We start from the raw sequence: 18,522 nt of genomic DNA, 5'->3' as shown, positions 1-18,522 counted from the left end.
TCGATTATCTCTCTGTAATTGCCTGAAACAGCTTGAGTGTTTTGCCATCCGACAGTTTGATGGAATCACTGCCGATAGCCACAATGCGCGCACTGCCAATGCTGTCTCCAACGGAAAGCACCCGGTCACCCACCACGGCGTAGTTGCCGCTGGCGGAGGTGATAATGCTTTTCAGCTGACTGCCACCGGAGGCGGCGGCCGTCGATTGCCCACGGAAATTCCCAGGCATGGTGGGATCTTTAAGCCCTTCGGCGCCCAGCGCAAGGCCTGGCAACAGGCACAGCAAACTAATGATTCGCCACACGGATAAAGTCCTCGTTAATGCTTAAGGTATGCAGCACCAGCTGCACTTCGGCCTTGGGATAAGCCCCCACCCGATAATCAAGCCGCTTCCAATAAAGCTTGTGCTCCATGTTCTCCACCGCCTGCACAAACTTAAGCACCGCAAAAAAATCCCCTTCGAGGGTCAGCGCAATGCCGTGGGAGAAAAGATTCAGCTTTTTGGTTTCGCCCACTTCCAGCAAAGGCACAGGGGCAATGGATTCAAAGGCGGTGAGCTTAAGGCCGCTGGCGCCATTGAGCATTTTCGACAGCACCTCTGGCATACGGCGGGCAGGCACCATGTCGACCATTTCATCATCCAGCGCTTTATCCAGCTTGGCGTGTTCGGTCAGCAGCAGGGTTTTGCGCTGCAGATGATCCCGGTTCGGATCCTGTGCCAGCCGCTCCTGATACAGACTGATTTGCTGCCCGGCCAGCCGGTTATTGCGGTTTACGTCGTCCAGCCGCTGGCGGGTTTGTTGATGCTCCTTCCACAGGCTTTCAATCGGCATCGACAGCAGCAACAACAGCCCAAGCAGGCTGGACCAGAAGATAATGCCGCGCTCGCGGGAGGTGAGCGCCTGATAGCGCTCGCCAAGGGCGTCCAATCGGCTCATGGCTTCACCTCCTTGAGCGCACCGCTGGTGAGCACAAAGCCAAGGGGCTCGTCCGGCTCACGCGCCATAGTCATGGTGGCAAACTGCTTGCCCTGCAAGGTGCTGGTTTCTTTCAAACGTTCAACCCACAGGGGGACACTTTTGGGGTCTTTGGCAAAGCCTTCAAACCTGAGGTCGCCCTGATCCACCACAATCCGTCCCAGCCAAACACTGCCATCGGCGCTGCGGGCCAGATCCGTTAGCAGGGCCGCATAACCCTCGCTGGTAAAGCGCTGCTGTTTGCCAATTTCGCCCAGCAACAAACGCTTAAGCTCGAGCGCATCCTGCAACTCAGTCACTTCAGCCACCAGGGCATCGTCGGGCTTGTGATTGGCAATTCGCTGCTCAAGCTGCTGTTTTTCAGAATTAAGTTGCTGCTCAGTCTGCCGCGCCTGTGCCAAGTGGCTGCGCTCGGATTGCAGTTGCCAATACAGGGCGCCAAAGGCCACGACCATCACAGCCAGCAGCAGCGACACCGCCAATTTCAGCCGCTCAAAACTGAGCCGCTGCCTGGGTGGCAGCAGAGTTTCGTCGTAGAGGTTAATATGGGTTTTGCTCATGAGCGCGCCCCCAGAAATTCATCACAGGCGAGCCGGGCGAAGGTGTGGCCCACGGGCAGCGTTGAAATGGCCGACACCGGCTGATTGAAGTTACCTCCAACCAAGCGAGCAAGGGCCGCACAGGCGCCTTCGGTCAGCATCTCGATACTGGCCACCGGCGGCTGACGCAGCTGGCTTTCGAAGTAATCCATGGAACGTTGCAGCTCAAGGCTGAGATTGTCGGCAGCGCCAAAGGCAAGATCCTGCTCGGCAATCTGATTGAGTTCACTGAAGCCCCGCACCCGCCGCTGCATCCAGAGCTCGCCGCCCTTGATGACAGTGAGCAGCAGCTCGTTACCGGGCACGTGGCTGACCACCATCCGCGCCTGGGTTTCGGCGGTAAACAGCCGTGCTGTGACCAGCTCTTCGATACCAATACCTGCCACTTCGCACTTGGCCTCATCCACAGCACGAACGAAATTCACCAGCGCACCTCTGGTCACACTGACGACGGTAATTTTGTTGCTGCCGGATTGGGGCGGTTCGAAGTAATCGACCTGCAAAGACGTCACTGGCTCGGAAACCATGTCCTTGATGGACCATTTGATGGCGTCGGCCATATCGGATTCGGGCACATTGGGCTTGTCGGTAAGCAGCAGTTGGTAACGACCCGCGCCCAGTATAACCGCCAGCCGGACAGGACCGAAATGGCTGACAATGGCGGCCAATAAACCTTGCCAGTTGTCGCCATCGAGCGGGATCTCCAGCGCCGGGGCATCGGGATCGTCGGCGGCAATCACCCAACATTGGTTGGCTGCAAGATATAGCCCCACGTCTCGCAGCGCAGATTGTTTTTTGAAAAAAGAGAATCGGCCCATTGCACTCATGTCCAGTTGATTATGCGGGTTGCCGTGTGCCGCCACCGGTGAAAAAAGCCAATCAGGAAAAGGGCGCGGCGTTATTAAACTAATTATTTATTTTTAATAGTTATTATGCAGTGAATACACAGCATAAGATAGGCCGCAAGTCAGTGTTTCACAAGGTCTTTGGTAACTTTTGCGGCTCAAGTCTGCTGTGGATCGCCAAAATAACTGCCTTGACCAGCACTTACACCCAAAATTTGCAGGGTTTGCCACTCTTCGAACGACCCAACCCCTTCGGCAAATACCCGTACCTCGGTGCGGTAGAGACTGCCTATCAAGCTGCGGACAAACAGCTGATTTTCTGGCCTTAAATCGATTTGACGCACCACAGAGCGATGCAGTTTGATGAAATTGAACCCCAGTTCCTTGATGTACTGGGTGCTCACTACCTGCTGACCCACATGATCAACACAGATCCTGGCGCCCATTTTGCGCAGCATATTGAGCCGCGGCTCGAGCTTTTCCCTATGCTTAATCACCACATCTTCGGTCACTTCAAACACCAACCGTGAAGCCAGATGGCGATATTCCAGCAGGGTGGTTTGCAGCCAGCGCACAAACGCACGACTGGTGAGGGAGTCCAGACTCAGGTTAATGCTGAAGTGGCGGTTTTGCGCGGCGGGGTCGGCCATCAGTTCAAACAGGGTGCGCTCGACCACCTGACGCTCGATTTGCGGCATCAAACCGCATTTCACCGCCATGGGAATAAACAGGGTCGCTCTCACCAGACTGCCCATGGGATCTTTTACCCTGGTAAAGATTTCATAATGATGACGGGTGCCATCACCTTCGGAAACCGGCTGGGCAAAGGCCACAAACTGGCGATGCACAAGCGCGTTTTCCAGAAACGCGCGCCAGCGCACCGAGCCCTTGGCAAACTCCTGATCTACAGCGCCTTTGTCGTACATAAACCAGCCACTGGTACCCTGTAGCTGCGCCGCTCTGAGCGCCATATCGGCCTCATCCAGCAACTGCTCCGGCGCGTCGCCTTCTTTAAAATAAGCGCCGCCAAGATGGAAAAAGTTATCGGCCTCATCCACCTTGGGCAGCGGCTGCGCCAGACAGATTTTCAGCAGTTTGTCGGCCAGCGCATCGGCTTCGGCGAGGGAAATTTGCGGCACCACTATCGCCAGCTGATTATGGGAGCGACGGGCAAAGATACTGTTGGCCTGGGTTTGCAGCACCAGATTGATGGCATTGATAGTGCCGTGCAGCAGTTCATGCACCGGCTCATCGCCAAGCTCTTGCTGCAGAATGTCCAGATCTTCCATTTCCAGCAGATACAAGACCCCGGGGGCCATCATGCCGTGATCCCCCGAGAGCGCATTGAGCCTGTTTTGCAAAAACAGCCGGTTCCCTATGCGGGTTTGGGGGTCGAGGAAGGTATTGGAGCGAATGAATTTGTCGAATCTGGCGCGCTCCTTGTGGGCGTCCGCCAGTTCGGCCAGCAGCCGCGTCAGGGCGCGGTTAATCAGTCTGGGCTTGCCGTTGCCCGGAGTCTTGGCCGCCTGTTCCAGCTTGCCATCGAGAATGAGCTTACTGCGCTGCGCCAGTGCTTCTATGCCTTCAAGCTCGGCCGAAAACCATAAATAGCCAAAGCGGACAAAGCCACCAACGGCGGCAATGCCCACCAGCAGGATCATGATTTCGCGCCAGCCAAGCTCGTGGCTGGAGAAGGGCCTGGGCAATTCGAGACGCATCTTCAGCGCCTCGTTGTCTTTCAGCACCCGCTCGTAGAGTACCTTTTGCTCAAAGCCGATATTACCTTGATATTCAAAGACCAACTCATCGTTTTCTGTCAGGCGAAAACTGATGGCGTTGTAGGCGAGCAGCATAGGAGGCAGCCAGGAGTCCAGCTCCCAGGTGCTTTCATTTTGGTAGTGATTGATGAGCATGGTTTCCAGCTCACCCACTTTTTGCTGCTGAAAACGGTAGGTAAGCTGCACGAAGCTCATCAGGGCGCTGAGCAAAAAGACAAAGGCAACTGCCGCCAGCGACATCATCCAGAAGCTGATGAGTTTTTTGGTCAGCATGCGCGTGAGTTGCATGGAGAAAGGCCGTCCTGGTTGTCGTTATTATTTTCCGGCAGGATCACTGAGGACCCTTGGGAAGCTGCAAATAAGTCCCGTGCTTGCTCTGCGTGAGCTTACAGTGGATAGATGCAAGGCACAGTTCGCAGCGAATGGCCCTAGTCCTTCGCAAGAACTGTAACGCAGCAGATACCACTGTAAGCCACGCCCTGCGGGGCTTTGATAGCAACACCATTTCGGCGTTATTTAACTTTAGCAGGCCTCGGCATGCCTTCAGTTAAATGCCTTGAACTGTTGTCGCTATCATAGCCAGAGCTGTGCGAGGACTTGTTCGCAACTTCCCTTGGCAAATTGTTAAAAATTATCAGGTACTGAATAACAAAAGGCAACCACAAGGGTTGCCTTTTATCGTCATGCCATCGATGTAAATGTATCAGGCAAGATAGTTCTCTGGCAGTGACTCCACTGCGGCCACACCTGAATCGATAGCGGCCTGGGCCACGGCACGGGCAACCCGTGGCAGCAAACGTGGATCCATTGGCTTGGGCAGCACGTATTCGGCGCCAAAGCTCAGGCTGGTCACGTTGGGATACGCTGCCACCACGGCCTCAGGCACAGGCTCTTTCGCCAGCTCGGCGATAGCGTGAACGGCCGCAATTTTCATCTCATCGTTGATGCGCGAAGCGCGAACGTCCAGAGCGCCACGGAAGATGAACGGGAAGCACAGCACATTGTTTACCTGGTTGGGGTAATCGCTGCGACCGGTGCCCATGATGATGTCTTTACGGATTTCGTGGGCCAGTTCCGGCTTGATTTCAGGATCCGGGTTGGAGCAGGCAAAGATCACCGGATTGTCGGCCATCAGCAGCACGTCATCAGCGCTCAGTACGTCAGGACCAGACAGACCCAGGAACACGTCGGCGCCCCTGATCACATCCTGCAGGGTACGCTTGTCGGTGTTGTTGGCGAACAAGGCTTTGTATTCGTTAAGATCTTCACGACGGGTATGGATAACGCCCTTGCGATCCAGCATGTATACATTTTCACGCTGAGCACCACACTTCACCAGCATGGTCATACAGGCAATAGCGGCAGCGCCGGCGCCCATACACACAAATACGGCCTTCTCGATGGACTTGCCCTGAATTTCCAGCGCGTTGATCATGCCGGCTGCGGTCACGATGGCGGTGCCGTGCTGATCGTCGTGGAACACGGGAATGGCGCAGCGCTCAATCAGCTCACGCTCGATTTCGAAACACTCTGGCGCCTTGATGTCTTCAAGGTTAATACCGCCAAAGGTATCGGCAATGGCTTCAACCGTGTTGATAAACTCTTCGGTGGTGCGGTGTTTTACCTGGATGTCGGTGGCATCGATATTGGCGAAGTGCTTGAACAGCAGCGCCTTACCTTCCATCACCGGCTTGGAGGCCAAAGGCCCCAGGTTGCCCAGACCCAGAATCGCAGTACCGTTGGAAATAACCGCAACCGTGTTGCCCTTGGCAGTAAAACGATAGGCATCGGCAGGATTGGAAGCAATTTCACGCACAGGCTCAGCCACACCCGGGCTGTACGCCAGCGCCAGGTCCATACTGGTCTGGGCCGGTTTGGTGAGACACACGGCCATTTTTCCAGGTACAGGAAATTCGTGATAATCGAGTGCTTGTTGACGAAGGTCTGCCATTTTCTAATCCTGAACGACGTTTTGTAGTTTGAAGTTTCTGTGCGAGAGCCTGAGGTGTATTCGGGCCAACAGCCCCTCGCTGAAGTCGTTAAGATTACGCGAATTACCTGACCTTTGAAACCGAACTTCAACAAATTTCACCGCCTTGCCAACGCCAGCGATGCCAAAGGGTCATTTTTGCAAGTTAACTCAATAAAACATTCCCAAAACCTGTAGTTAACTTTGTTGTTTTAATACCTAATTAACTCAATAAAACGGCACCGCAGTTCGGTTTTAGCGCAGCCGTTGTAGCAAAATTACCAAATTTAATTCCAATTGCGGCAAATATTGCCGGGACGCCTGCAAAAGAAGCCAAAACAGGCCTTAGACCTGCAACTGCTCTGACCTCATGAAAAAAGATACATTTGCCTGAACCGGCGGCCATGGCTGAAGGCAGTTGAGACTGGAAAATCCCCAAAAGCAAAGAGGGCACCCCGCAGGGTGCCCTCTTTTAGGAATTCATTGCTGTTGCAATTACTTCTTGCCAAGCATACCGAAACGCTTGTTGAACTTGTCGATACGACCGCCGGTATCAACTACTTTCTGGGTGCCGGTGTAGAATGGGTGACAAGCACCACACACGTCCAGGTGCAGGTCTTTACCTACAGTAGAGTTGATTTTGATAACGTTACCACAAGTACAGGTGGCAGTGATCTGGGCGTATTCAGGATGGATACCTGGTTTCATCGGGGATTACCTCAAAGTAAAGGCCATGTCGCTCTTCCAACCCGAAGTCGGACACCACATGCAGTTAATAACAAGTATGTTAGGGCGCAGAATGGTACAGGATATCGCCAACTCTGACAAGCAGATTATAGGCGCCTGCGGCGGGGCTTACTCCTGTTCCCGCGCCTCAAATGCCTGCTTGGCCTCTTTGGTATCCGGATAGCGTGAAAGCAGCGCCGGAGAAGGACATTCGAGCTTGGCGCCCTGCTTCAAACCACTGATTTTTCCACGATGAAATGCTTTGGGATTGGCATCAAACAGCGCCAGCATGGTGCCGTACACATTGGTGTTCCATCGAGGCGCATAACGGCTGGCAATGCGCCACAGAGTCTCACCGCTTTGGTAGTCCACCAGACAGCTGCCATCGCCACTGGCAACCTGTAGCACCGGGGCGGTCACTTCCTCTGCCGGCGCGGCAAATTTGGCCGCAGGTACGGCACTGCTGCCAAGCACAGCCGAGGCCTTAACCGGCGCTTTCGGGGTACTCTTTGCCAGCCGCGGCGCGCCACCAAACAGCGGGATCACCTTGTATTCACGCCATTGATTGACCACATATTCACGCACCACCAGCTCGGCGCCAGGGTCGGTTACATTGTCGACGCCGGTCAGCAGCAACATAAAGTTGTTCAGCGGCTCAACCATAAGCTTCTCTTCGCCATTGCCCTGACGCACCACAAACTCCAGCCTAGAGATGTCACTGCGCTCAGAGACGATGTTCACTCTCAAACGGGGATATTCGCCCAGGGTAAACTGGCTTTTATTAATGCTGACATGGGATAAGCGCGCCTCGGCCGACGGCGACAGACCGCCAAGCAGCAGCAAGGCAAGGATAAGGGTTCTTGTCATTATTATTCCTGCTCTGTATTACGGCTGGCTGAGTCTCGACGCTGCCGTTACACTAGGGACAACTCAAGCCAGATGTACCTGATTATGCCACAGTTTGTTGAAGTTGCCCTGCCCGTTCCCATGCGCAGGAGCTACAGCTACCGGCTTTTGCCGGACCTGCCACCACCTCGCCCCGGTGTACGGGTACGGGTGCCCTTTGGCAGGCAACAACTGATAGGGCTGGTGACCGCGGTAACCGACAGCTGCACCCTGGCCGAGAACCAACTCAAAGATATTATTGAGCTTATTGATACCGAGCCCGCCCTTCCCGAACCACTCTATAAACTGACGCTGTGGGCCGCAAGGTATTATTTCTGTAGCCAGGGCCAAATGTTGACCCAGGCTCTGCCGGTTGCCCTGAGAAAAGGTGCCGACGCCTCCCCCAAAAGCCGGATCATGTTAAGTCTCACCGACAAGGCTCAGGAAGCCGGGTTAACGGCGCTGAAAAGGGCGCCCGCTCAGCAGAAACTGGCCGAGATGCTGCTTGCCGCCCCCATGAGCATGGATGAATTCAATGCCCAGGAACTCAGCAAAGCCGCCCTCAAAGGCTTGGACGACAAGGGCTGGCTGAAGCGCGACGAGGTGACAGTTGAGGTAAACCTTGGCTGGCGCGAGCAACTCGAACTTGGTGAGGCACCGCACAAACTCAATAAAGAACAAGCCGTTGCGGTAGCAGCTATTAACGGCAGCAGCAGCTACAGCACTACCTTGCTGGAAGGGATAACCGGCTCAGGCAAGACAGAGGTATATCTTGCCGTGCTTGAAAAGGTGCTGGGCGAAGGCAAACAGGCGCTGATCCTGGTACCCGAAATTGGCCTCACCCCACAAACCATCGACCGCTTCCGGCGCCGCTTCAAGGTCGAAGTGGCCGTTATCCACTCCAACCTCACCGACAATCAGCGGCTCGATGCCTGGCGCGCCGGACGCAGCGGTGAAGCGGCCATCATCATAGGTACCCGCTCGGCACTCTTCACCCCCATGGCCTTCCCCGGGGTGATAATTCTCGACGAAGAGCACGACAGTTCCTTTAAACAGCAGGAAGGCGTTGGCTACCATGCCCGGGATCTGGCGGTGATGCGCGGCCATCTGGAGAACATTCCGGTACTGCTTGGCTCGGCCACTCCATCGCTGGAGTCACTGCAAAATGCCCTGTCTGGCCGCTATCGCCATTTGCATCTGGGCGAGCGTGCCGGCAACGCCAAGAAGGTACGGCAAGGCATTATCGATATCCGCAACCAACCGCTGAAGGCTGGCATGTCGGCGGCGCTGCTCAATGAAATGCGGCTGCATCTGGATGCGGGCAATCAGGTACTGCTGTTTTTGAATCGCCGCGGCTTTGCCCCGGCTCTGCTATGCCACGAATGTGGCCATCTGCATGAGTGCGATCGCTGCGACGCCTTTTTTACCGTGCATCAAAAGCTTGGCGAAATTCGCTGCCACCACTGCGGCAACCAATATGCCATTCCGCGACAGTGCCACAACTGCGGCTCCACCATGCTGATGGGCCAGGGCATAGGTACAGAGCAGCTCGAGCAAGTATTAAAAGAAGAGTTTCCCAAATACCCGGTAGTGCGCATCGACCGCGACACCACCCGCCTCAAGGGCTCGCTGGAGAATCACTTAAAGGCCATTCACCGCGGCGATTATAAGATTCTGGTAGGCACCCAGATGCTGGCCAAGGGCCATCACTTCCCGGATGTCACCCTGGTGGGGCTGCTGGATGTGGACGGTGCGCTTTTCAGCGCTGATTTCAGGGCGCCCGAGCGATTTGGGCAGCTGTATACCCAGGTGGCAGGCCGCGCCGGCCGCGCCGCCAAACCCGGCACTGTATTGCTGCAAACCCATCAGAGCGACAACCTCATTCTCAGAGAGCTGATGCACAAGGGCTACGGTGAATTTGCCCGCAATCAGCTGAGTGAACGCAAACAGGCGGCACTGCCACCCGCCTGGCATATGGTGCTGGCCCGCGCCGAAGCCCACAGAGCCGAAGATGCCGAGGCCTTTTTGGCCGCTATTGCCGCCATGTTGCCAAGGGACAAAGGCTTTGAGGTCATAGGTCCCCTGCCCGCGCCCATGGACAGAAAAGCCGGAAAGCACAGACGCCAGCTGATGTTTCAGGCCGAGCAGCGCCAGGGCTTGCAACAGGCGCTGGAAGCCATTTTGCCCGCTATCGACCTGCTGCCCGAAGCCAAGCGCTGCCGCTGGAGCCTCGACCGCGACCCCCAGGACTTACTGTAAAAAAAACGCGGCCAAGGCCGCGTTTTTTATCCGCTCTTTTTCTTATCAGCGAAACAGCACCAGCTGACCTGCATCGAAGTTGGCCAGGCTTGGGAACAGCTCCTGCTGCTGCGATGCCGACAAACCAAACCAGCCTGCCAGCTCGGCAAAATACTGCTCGTTGGCAAAGGCCGGAATAAGCCTGCCGCCACCCACGTCATTGGCAACACCACGGGATTGCAGCTCCACCTTGCCATGAATATCGCCGCCATTGACCGCGCCGCCCATCAGCATTTGTACCCCGGCCCAGCCGTGGTCAGTGCCATCGCCATTGGAAGTCAGGGTGCGGCCGAAGTCCGACATGGTAAAGCTGGTCACTGAATCGCGAAGCCCGACCTGGCCCAGAGCCGTGTCGAACTCCGCCATGGCGGTGGCCAGCGTCTGCAATAGCGCCGGATGCGTCACGGCCTGATCGTCATGGGTATCAAAACCACCCATGGAGACAAAATACACCTGCCGTCCCAGGGAGAAACCCGGTGCCATCGCCAGCGACTGCGCCACTGCCTTGAGCTGCGCCGACAGGCTGTTGTCGCTGAACACCCCGTCAAAGGCAGGCGCCTGTGACATGGCTGCGTTCATGGCCTCGGTATTGCTGATGGCACTGCCAAGGCCCTGACTGTAAGCACCGCCGAAGCTGCCACTGCCACTCTGGGCCAGCTCGTTGATAAGCGTCCTGAAGCTTGGCGTACGGTTGCCGCCGCTTTGGAAGGCGCGAATGTTGGTCACGCCGGATTTGGACAGGCTGAACGGGCTGGATGCCTGACCACGCTGCCACTGATTCACCCCGTCGAGGGACACATTGGCGGCAAAGTGATTGTTGGCGCTTAGCAGCTCCAGCATGCGTCCGCCCCAGCCGTGGCTGAGACTGTCGTGCTCGCGACCGCGCATCCAGGTGGCCTGCTGATCGTTGTGGGAAAAGAGGTGTGCCGGAATGGCCGCCGACTTTTGCTTGTATTCGGTCAGGCTTAAAGGCGCAACCAGGCTGCCAAGGGAAGACACAAACGCCAGTCTTCCCTCATCAAACAATGGCTTACAGTTTGCCATTGCCGGGTTAAGCCCAATGCCATCGGCAACCGGTGACAAGGGGCTTAAAGGCAAGGCCCCGGTCACCGCCAGCGTCTGACGGGTGGCCTGATAGGCGCTTAAGGACTCGCCTTCCAGCGGCACCAGCATGTTAAAAGAATCGTTGCCGCCATAGAGGAAGATACACACCAGCGCCTTGAAGTCACTGGCGCCTTCGGCGGCAAAGGCACTCATGGCGCCCAGTTGCAGCTGCGACAAGGCAGCCAGACTGACTCCGCCCTTGAGGCAGAGCGACAGAAATTCGCGTCGATTAAACTGACTCATGGAAACTCCTCAGGGCGCAGTGGCAAAAGAGGGAGCCTGACTCAGGGCAAACAGCATTTGCCCCATGGTGGTCAGCGCCCCGGTGGGCAGATACAGGTTGTACACATCGGTCAGGATGCGCCGCTCTGTGTCTGTCATGGTGCCCGCGCAAAACAGCAGGTTCCAACGGTCAAGCAAAGCATCAATGCCCTGATTATTCAGCAAATCCACATGCTCACTCAGATGAATGAGGATCCAGTGCTCACCCGGCGAACTGATTTTCTCGGCAATCCGTGAATAGGTGGCCAAATGGCTGAAATTCATGTGTCCAATCAGGGAGGCATCGTTGGCAATCTGCAGCTCGGGGGCCACCAGGCCATCGGCCTGCAACGCCGCCGGGGCAAAATCGGGACGGAAGAAGTTAAATACCGACGGCGAGCCCAGTGGCGCCTGACCGTGGGATTCTTCCATATCCAGCGTCAACATCCGGCCGGAAACACTGCCTGCCTTGAATTCGCGCCACAGCTGCATGGTGCGAAGCACAGGCTCCCTGACTTTTCCTGCGCGGCTATCGTCCGGACTGACGATGCGGGCTTCGTCGTCGAGCAAAATGGCCGTGACCACAGCACCCAAATCGCCGCGCACACCGGCGCCATTATCATCAAAAATCGCACTCACCCGCGCCACATAAGCCGGTGACGGATTGGAGCGCACCAATCGCTGAATCAGCTGCTTGCCGATAAAGGGCCCGACGTTGGGATGATTAAACAGGTTATCGAGCGCATCACTCAGATCCTGCTCGGCAGTTTGGCCTGCGGGCAGCACAGTGCCGCCCAGCAGCACTTTTTGCTCGGGCGAATGATAGTCGGCCCAGGCCGTCATCGGACTTAAGTAGTTTTTCTGCGGATTCACCCAGCGGCTGGTACCGGCATAATTCCAACCGGTAAAGACCCGGGCAAAGCCCTCGATTTCATCCTGACCGTAGGTGGGAATGGCGCGGCCATCGCTGCCCTGGATGGGCGTGCCATCGGGGCTCAGCATTTCAAGCCCCACGGTGAAGAGCTGCATCACCTCGCGGGCGTAGTTTTCATCGGGGCGGATATTGCGCGCCTCATCGGCCTTCTCGTTACCGAGGTGGCTCAAATACACCCCCATCACCGGCGAGAGGGTCACATCCTCCAGTAGCTCACGGAAGTTGCCAAAGGCGTGGCTTGCGAGCATATCGTAGTAGTTGGCCATGCCCCTTGGCTCACGGGTCAGCCCCGCGCCCTTGGTTGACACCACAAAGATTTCACTGAGGGCAAAAGCCATGCGCTGACGCAGCTGGTCTTCGGCCTCCATGGAGGTGCGCCACCAGGTATCCACCCAATGATTGGTGTTGTAGTTCAGCTCGGTTTCGTTGCCATAAAGGCGGATATTGGCCAGCAGCGAGCTTTGCGGCAGCGTCATTTGCTGCGCTATCCACTCGGCTTCACCGATACCAACAGCGGCCTTTAGCTCAGCATAGGTGGGCCCCATGGTGGCCTGATGCAACAGTCGACTGGCCTCTACCTCCGTCATTGCCCGCAGGGCGTCGACGCTATATTCGGCCTGGGCACTGGCCCCTTTGTCATCGGTGACAGTTACCTTGAACCGGTACTGCTGATGCTGCTGGTGACCGCCGGGCAGTTGCAGCACCACAGAGGCGCCGCTGCCAAGTGATACTGCGGGGCCGTCCAGTTGTTGCCATTGGTAGCTGGCGATACTGCCATCGGGGTCGCTGGCACTGGCAGTCAGGGTCAGACTTTGCCCCTGACGCACAGTATCGACACCGACAATATTGACGCTGGGTGGCTGATTGCCAGAGGCCGGGGGCGCTGCCCCTTCGCCTTCGGCGCCGCCACCGCAGCCTGCAAGCATCAGGGTAAGGATGCTCAGACTGATAGTTCTCATTTTGTTACTCCGTTTTTTGCTTTTGTATTTTTTATGCAACACGGAGTTTAACTTATCAAACAAGCCGATGACAGGTATAACTCCATGTCTTACCAAGAAAAAGCCTAGCAGAGCCTGGGAGAAACAGGAGTGAAAACAGCGCAAAATTCCGCTGTATTTATCATCTTTAATGCCAGATATTCATCGCTCGCCCTTTGGCAGGACAAATACAAAATATCCTGCTGGTAGGCCAGTGACTGCTGAAACCGATTTTTAGCCCAGATGACGAGATCAGCCGTTGACGATTAGCAAGCCAACTGTCGGTATTGGCGACCGGTATTTGTACACATGATGACAAAAGCGTTTTGAACACCATCAGAAAAACCACGAAAAACGGTCAAATCTGCCACCGAGACAGACCCTTTTAGCTTGTCATAAACATTTGTTTTAAAAGCATTCAAAACTTTTCAAAAAGAATCACATCCAACTTTTGTTGGTCCTTCTTATGCTTTTGGTTGGGTGCAATACCCAGTCCCCTGCCGGGACAACACGGAAGCTCATACATTAAGGACTCAATCATGGAAAACTCCCTCTTTAGTTACCGCGGACTCTTGTTGCCACTGGCACTGTGTCTGACTGCCTGCGGTGGCAGCAGCGATGAAGACACCACCCCGGAACCCACAACCCCGGCCCAATTAGCCATCGGCGGCAGCATCAGTGGCCTTGGCAGCACTATAGGCCTGACCCTGACTGCAGGCTCCACCCAAACCCAAAACTTTACCGGGAGCAGTTTTCAATTTTCCACCAGCGTGACCGAGGGCAGCAGTTTCAGCATCAGCATCAGCAGCCAGCCCGATGGCCAGGTGTGCACTATCACAGGCGCCAGCGGCACCCTGAGCAGCAGCAATGCCAACGCGGCCCAGATCAGCTGCGCCAGCGTGCAGGCGGGACTCTTTCTCGACAGCCCCGTGGCCGGCATTGGCTACCGCACCGAAACCCAAAGCGGCGTCACCGATGCCATGGGTCATTACAAGTATTTGCCGGGCGAAACCGTGGTGTTCTTTATTGGCGATCTGACCTTTCCTTCGGTTACCGCCACCGGGCTGCTTACCCCCAACGACTTTGCCGAAGGTGACGCCACCACAGTGTCGAACATAGCCCGCATCCTGCAAACACTGGATGAGGACAATGACCCCAGCAACGGCATTACCCTGACCCAGGCCAGCACCGATGCCTTTACCGGCACGGCGCTCGATATCGGCAGCACAGGCTTTGCCGATGCCGTTGCCCCGGTGCTCACCACTCTGGATAACCGCACCCTGGTGAGCGATGCCGACGCCAAGGCCCACGTTGAAACCTCGCTGCGGCAACAACTGCTTGGCAGCTGGCTGTATAAGGAAGGCGAAGGCAAGCGCAACATACTTACCTTTATCGATGACAGCCATTACCTGATCCTGCACGAGCACACTGACGATGGCGATCAGCAGGCAGGCAGCGCCGAGCTTGGCAGTTACGAGTGGAACCCTGAAACCGGGGACATCAGCCTGACCCTGATTGACGAGTCAGACAACAGCGGCGGCTTTTTCGATGGCGGCAGCCACGAAATCCAATCCATGACCCTCGGCGAAACCCTGACCCTCAGCTTCAGCGAAGGCGAAGTTGCCTTTAGCCGTATCGATGACGGCAGCAGCCCGATTTCAGGCTCCTGGAAAGTATGGGAAGAAGCGGATGAAAACCTCACTGTGGTGGTGTTTTTGTCAGCCACAGACTACGCGCTGGTGCACACCAACAACCTGGAGAGCTACGGCGAATCCACGCCTCAGGCGCTGTCCGGTGAGTTTGGCAAATACCAGTGGACTGACGCGGGTTTCAGTGTCACCAGCGTGACCGTGGACTCGGACGGTCCTGGAGGTCTTTTTGATGCCGACAGCAGCACCGGCGGCGACAGCCTTACCCTGAAACCCTTTGGCGAGATCTGGTTTACTGACGCCGAAGATGGCCGCTTCAGCCTGCCAAAACTCGAGCGTTTCAGCGCCATGTTGCAGGACTACGGCAGCGACAAGCCACTCGGGCAGGTCAGCCTGGTTCGCAGTAGCGAAGGCTTTAGTGATGCCGATGTATTGCAGCAGCAATTCAGTATGGATTTCAAACTGTTCGAAGGGGAAACTGGCACCTTCCACCTGTACTTCGGTGCCGATGGCGTGGGCACAGTCTGGGAAGGTGACGAGCCCAGTCTGGCCATGAGCTGGCACATCAACATGGCCGGCTCCATCGAGATGAGCTACACAGACACCAGCGAAACCCAGTTCGAGATGGTGCTGGCTCCCATCGAAGGTAAAGCCAATGCGGTGCTCATCTCGCTGACCTCGTCAGAAGATGAAGACTCGCTGTGGCAAAGCCAAATGCTGGCCGAGTCCGTCAACTAAGCTCACAGCAACGCCACAAAAACCGCAACACCACGAAAAATGCAGCCATTGGGCTGCATTTTTCTTAATCGGCCAATAAAAAAATCGCGGCTAAAAAGCCGCGCAAGGTGGGATGTCAATGATAAATGTTCGCCAGGTAAGCAAACAGGAGTGAGAAACAGGTTAAAAAAGTGAGGCCTCCGAGTACAAAATAAAGCAGGCTCTTATCTCGCTTTACCGACTCGAGGAGGCCAGCTGGGTAGATCAGCGCTAGCAAGATCAATATGTGAATCAACACATCCAGCACAATAAACATCCATGTCTAACGAACCATGGACTTCACTATGCAACACCGACCATGAACTCCCCCTTGGCCGCGCATGAATTAATGTTCATCAAGCAATTAAGCGGCTCCTTAATCTGGAAAAACCGGTCAAACCACCAAGGCGCAGGCCATTTTTGGCCCTAATGAGTCATCGCCAGCTCTGGCTGAGCAAACATGGAACGCATTTGCACCTTCCTTTACCTGCCGGGTGCAAACTGGTATCACTGGATAAGGTCCGTCAGGGGAACATCAGCCATGAGCAGGGAATCCGATCCCCAGTTAACCGCCAGGCAATTGGAAATTCTGGAATTGATGAGCAAAGGCCTCTCCAATCCGGATATAGCCAGGCTACTGGGGTTATCCCAGAACACGGTTAAAACCCATATCTCAAACCTGTTGCAAACCCTGGGGGTGAGCAATCGCACCGAGGCGTCGGTATGGTTCGAAGATTTCCGCCATCAGCAGCAGGCGCACATCCAGCCCTTGCCGGTGTTTGTTGCCGATAACTGCCCGCCCGAACTGCTCTCCTGTCTGATGTGTTTCGAGTTTTTAAGCCTGTGCCCCTCGGCGCAGCCGCCAACGTCCGGCTTTTATCTGGATTGTCCGGGCGAGAGTGGGCGACTGATGCAAATTCAGCACGGCATGAGCAGCCTCATCCACAGCTTTGCCCGCGCCGAGGTCGACAGCAGTCAGTCCAGACAGCGCCTCGCCGCGCAACTGTTCGATAAACTGCTGGGGATCCAGGTGCGCCAGCCCACAGCGTCCCATGAGGATGCTATTCAAACTCTGCTGCAAATCGAATATCGGCTGCGAAGCCGCGAGGCAGGCACATTGCAGGACGCGCTGGATACTCTTTCGCCCATGCTGAGCGCCTTCCCCGATTGGTCACTGCCAAAAAGCTTTTATGTTCTGGTGGCTTATGCCGCCTGGCAGGAGGGCGCCGTCAGCCAGCTGCCGCCTGCGGCAAACCTGATAAACCATGCCCAGCAGGCACTGCATCTGGCACCGCAATCGGCATATGCGCAACTGGCTTTTGCTGCCGCAGCGCTGCTGATGGGGCAATTGCCGGTGGCGCTGGCACACACGGAGCAGGCCATTAACGCCAACCCCATGTTGGAATCAGGCTTGTTTTTCAGGGCGCAGGTGCTGGCGCTTTGTGGTCTGTATCCCCAGGCGCTGGCAGCGTATGAGCAGTACGAACTGCTTTATCCCCAGGGGCAAAGCACCGGGCGATTATTGGTTGGCCGGGCGGTAACCCACTTTCTGGCAGGGCAGCTGGACGAGGCAAAAAGCCATATTTTACAGGCCATTCCCTATCGTCACAGCGTGCAGGCAGGCCTGTGTATGATGCTGGTCAGCATTGCCGAGCAGCAAGAGGACGCCGCCGGGCTAACGCTTGCCAGGGAGCAATTGGCCCAGCAGCTCAGCGACCCGGCGATGCTGCCAAGGCTGATGGCACTGCTGCAACGGGTGCTGCCGCCGGCAAGCTTTCAGCAGTTTCGCCAAAGCCTGCTGCGGGCAGGAGTACCCCTGCCCGAACAGGCCTGAGTGCTAATCGCCGTAATGAAAACCAACCTTGCCGATGGCTGACAGGTTGGAGCACCCCTCCTTAAGGCACGCAGGCGTAACGAAATTGGCCTGATAGCTGGCATAGCTTTGTTGCAATCCTGCCAGCTCACCGCTGCCAAGCCCTTTCACCAGGCTAACCCCGGCCTCGCCTATGCTGGCCAGCAAGCTGCTTAAACTACCGCCCGAAGCGGAGTAGCCAAGGCTCAGTCCACGGGTCACCCGTACCTTTTCCATCAGCCCTTCCACATCGTTGCTGCCAAGGGCCAGCGCGTGAATGGGCGCCTGTGCCCGCAGGGCTTCAATACTTTGCTGCCCGGCGAGACGGCCGGGCTTGATTTGCAGCTGATAACCAGGCCCGGCGCCATCGAAAGACACGGCCACAAACTGCGAGCACACCAATCCGGTTTCCCCGGGGCGGCCAAACAGATGCTTATCCAGCTCGTAGGCAAAAAACTTAAGCACTTCAAGCAGTGCCGATTGGCCAACGCCGCTGGGGGTAATGTCTTTCACGATAAGCAGCAGCCCCAGCATCACCAGCCAGGCCTTGTCGTAGTAAGCCTTACCAAGATAGGTTTGCGCCTGGGCGATAACCGGCTCGAGATTGTCACTGGCCATACGCCGCACATACCAGGTATCGAAGCGCGGATCGCTGCTGTCCTGACTGTCGCGAATGGGGCGAATGCCTACACCGTTGAGGGCATCGTCAATCAGGGTGAACTGGCCGCTGCTGTCTTTGCCGATAAAGATAGCGCCGTGGCAAACGTCCGAGTCATTGAGCAGCATAATGAGCTCATCAAGGTAACGGGTGGGATTGGAAGGACGCAGGTCGCCTTCCATAATCAGCACATCGCCGGGCTTGAGGTCAGCCAGGGTCAGGGGGCTTTCAGTGTCCTGTGTCATGAGTTTTCT

The 18,522-nt window shown here is 56.2% G+C and carries 14 protein-coding genes; 3 read left to right on the top strand and 11 right to left on the bottom strand.

The annotated features are described in order from the left end of the window. Positions 1–4: 4 nt before the first annotated feature. From STH12_RS20780 to STH12_RS20745, 8 genes are all read right to left on the bottom strand, one after another. Positions 5–304 (bottom strand): MSHA biogenesis protein MshK, encoded by a 300-nt coding sequence (locus STH12_RS20780; protein ID WP_126169307.1) that lies wholly within the window; start codon positions 302–304, stop codon positions 5–7. Further along, positions 288–938, bottom strand: a complete 651-nt coding sequence (locus tag STH12_RS20775) for an MSHA biogenesis protein MshJ (RefSeq protein WP_126169306.1) — start codon at positions 936–938, stop codon at positions 288–290. The genes STH12_RS20780 and STH12_RS20775 overlap by 17 nt, the downstream gene beginning before the upstream one ends. Further along, positions 935–1,537, bottom strand: a complete 603-nt coding sequence (locus STH12_RS20770) for a PilN domain-containing protein (RefSeq protein ID WP_126169305.1) — start codon at positions 1,535–1,537, stop codon at positions 935–937. The genes STH12_RS20775 and STH12_RS20770 overlap by 4 nt, the downstream gene beginning before the upstream one ends. Continuing rightward, the gene (locus tag STH12_RS20765) at positions 1,534–2,394 is read right to left on the bottom strand and encodes an MSHA biogenesis protein MshI (protein WP_237158680.1); all 861 of its coding nucleotides are present in this window, start codon (positions 2,392–2,394) and stop codon (positions 1,534–1,536) included. The genes STH12_RS20770 and STH12_RS20765 overlap by 4 nt, the downstream gene beginning before the upstream one ends. Before the next feature lie 185 nt (positions 2,395–2,579). Beyond that, on the bottom strand, positions 2,580–4,487 hold the full coding sequence (gene csrD / locus STH12_RS20760; protein WP_126169303.1) for an RNase E specificity factor CsrD: 1,908 nt from the start codon (positions 4,485–4,487) through the stop codon (positions 2,580–2,582). Positions 4,488–4,902: 415 nt separating this feature from the next. Further along, positions 4,903–6,150, bottom strand: coding sequence for a malic enzyme-like NAD(P)-binding protein (locus STH12_RS20755; RefSeq protein ID WP_126169302.1), 1,248 nt, complete (start codon positions 6,148–6,150; stop codon positions 4,903–4,905). A gap of 513 nt (positions 6,151–6,663) precedes the next feature. Further along, complete coding sequence (gene rpmE, locus STH12_RS20750; protein WP_011758567.1) at positions 6,664–6,876, bottom strand: 50S ribosomal protein L31; 213 nt, start codon at positions 6,874–6,876, stop codon at positions 6,664–6,666. Positions 6,877–7,023: 147 nt separating this feature from the next. Then, on the bottom strand, positions 7,024–7,761 hold the full coding sequence (locus STH12_RS20745) for a FimV/HubP family polar landmark protein (RefSeq protein ID WP_126169301.1): 738 nt from the start codon (positions 7,759–7,761) through the stop codon (positions 7,024–7,026). Positions 7,762–7,845: 84 nt separating this feature from the next. Between STH12_RS20745 and priA the strand changes: the two genes are divergently transcribed. Beyond that, positions 7,846–10,038: a primosomal protein N' gene (priA, locus tag STH12_RS20740; protein WP_126169606.1), complete on the top strand. Its 2,193-nt coding sequence runs from the start codon at positions 7,846–7,848 to the stop codon at positions 10,036–10,038. Between the two features lie 45 nt (positions 10,039–10,083). On the opposite strand, the gene STH12_RS20735 is transcribed toward priA, so the two are convergent. Together STH12_RS20735 and STH12_RS20730 are read right to left on the bottom strand one after the other, a co-directional pair. Beyond that, positions 10,084–11,424, bottom strand: a complete 1,341-nt coding sequence (locus STH12_RS20735; protein WP_126169300.1) for a DUF1501 domain-containing protein — start codon at positions 11,422–11,424, stop codon at positions 10,084–10,086. Positions 11,425–11,433: 9 nt separating this feature from the next. Then, complete coding sequence (locus STH12_RS20730) at positions 11,434–13,335, bottom strand: DUF1800 domain-containing protein (protein WP_126169299.1); 1,902 nt, start codon at positions 13,333–13,335, stop codon at positions 11,434–11,436. A gap of 557 nt (positions 13,336–13,892) precedes the next feature. On the opposite strand from STH12_RS20730, the gene STH12_RS20725 reads away from it, so the two are divergent. Together STH12_RS20725 and STH12_RS20720 are read left to right on the top strand one after the other, a co-directional pair. Beyond that, positions 13,893–15,740, top strand: coding sequence for a hypothetical protein (locus tag STH12_RS20725; RefSeq protein WP_126169298.1), 1,848 nt, complete (start codon positions 13,893–13,895; stop codon positions 15,738–15,740). A gap of 559 nt (positions 15,741–16,299) precedes the next feature. Continuing rightward, a complete protein-coding gene (locus STH12_RS20720; protein ID WP_218567767.1) occupies positions 16,300–17,592 on the top strand; it encodes a LuxR C-terminal-related transcriptional regulator in 1,293 nt (430 codons plus the stop codon). 3 nt (positions 17,593–17,595) lie between these two features. Here the strand turns inward: STH12_RS20720 and STH12_RS20715 are convergent, their stop codons facing one another. Next, positions 17,596–18,513 carry a hypothetical protein gene (locus tag STH12_RS20715; protein WP_126169296.1) on the bottom strand — a complete coding sequence of 306 codons (918 nt, stop codon included), beginning with the start codon at positions 18,511–18,513 and terminating at the stop codon, positions 17,596–17,598. Positions 18,514–18,522 lie beyond the last annotated feature (9 nt).

The sequence above is a fragment of the Shewanella khirikhana genome (assembly GCF_003957745.1).
GTDB classification, from domain to species: domain Bacteria; phylum Pseudomonadota; class Gammaproteobacteria; order Enterobacterales; family Shewanellaceae; genus Shewanella; species Shewanella khirikhana.
The sequence above is the reverse complement of the archived record's forward strand: the minus strand, read 5'-3'. Positions and strand labels throughout refer to the sequence as shown.

What these genes read in the sequence shown, in the direction of transcription:
- rpmE (WP_011758567.1), bottom strand. Translation starts at nt 6,876, where the DNA reads ATGAAACCAGGTATCCATCCTGAATACGCCCAGATCACTGCCACCTGT.
- STH12_RS20755 (WP_126169302.1), bottom strand. Translation starts at nt 6,150, where the DNA reads ATGGCAGACCTTCGTCAACAAGCACTCGATTATCACGAATTTCCTGTA.
- STH12_RS20715 (WP_126169296.1), bottom strand. Translation starts at nt 18,513, where the DNA reads ATGACACAGGACACTGAAAGCCCCCTGACCCTGGCTGACCTCAAGCCC.
- STH12_RS20735 (WP_126169300.1), bottom strand. Translation starts at nt 11,424, where the DNA reads ATGAGTCAGTTTAATCGACGCGAATTTCTGTCGCTCTGCCTCAAGGGC.
- STH12_RS20725 (WP_126169298.1), top strand. Translation starts at nt 13,893, where the DNA reads ATGGAAAACTCCCTCTTTAGTTACCGCGGACTCTTGTTGCCACTGGCA.
- csrD (WP_126169303.1), bottom strand. Translation starts at nt 4,487, where the DNA reads ATGCAACTCACGCGCATGCTGACCAAAAAACTCATCAGCTTCTGGATG.
- STH12_RS20775 (WP_126169306.1), bottom strand. Translation starts at nt 938, where the DNA reads ATGAGCCGATTGGACGCCCTTGGCGAGCGCTATCAGGCGCTCACCTCC.
- STH12_RS20765 (WP_237158680.1), bottom strand. Translation starts at nt 2,394, where the DNA reads ATGGGCCGATTCTCTTTTTTCAAAAAACAATCTGCGCTGCGAGACGTG.
- STH12_RS20770 (WP_126169305.1), bottom strand. Translation starts at nt 1,537, where the DNA reads ATGAGCAAAACCCATATTAACCTCTACGACGAAACTCTGCTGCCACCC.
- STH12_RS20730 (WP_126169299.1), bottom strand. Translation starts at nt 13,335, where the DNA reads ATGAGAACTATCAGTCTGAGCATCCTTACCCTGATGCTTGCAGGCTGC.
- STH12_RS20720 (WP_218567767.1), top strand. Translation starts at nt 16,300, where the DNA reads ATGAGCAGGGAATCCGATCCCCAGTTAACCGCCAGGCAATTGGAAATT.
- priA (WP_126169606.1), top strand. Translation starts at nt 7,846, where the DNA reads ATGCCACAGTTTGTTGAAGTTGCCCTGCCCGTTCCCATGCGCAGGAGC.
- STH12_RS20745 (WP_126169301.1), bottom strand. Translation starts at nt 7,761, where the DNA reads ATGACAAGAACCCTTATCCTTGCCTTGCTGCTGCTTGGCGGTCTGTCG.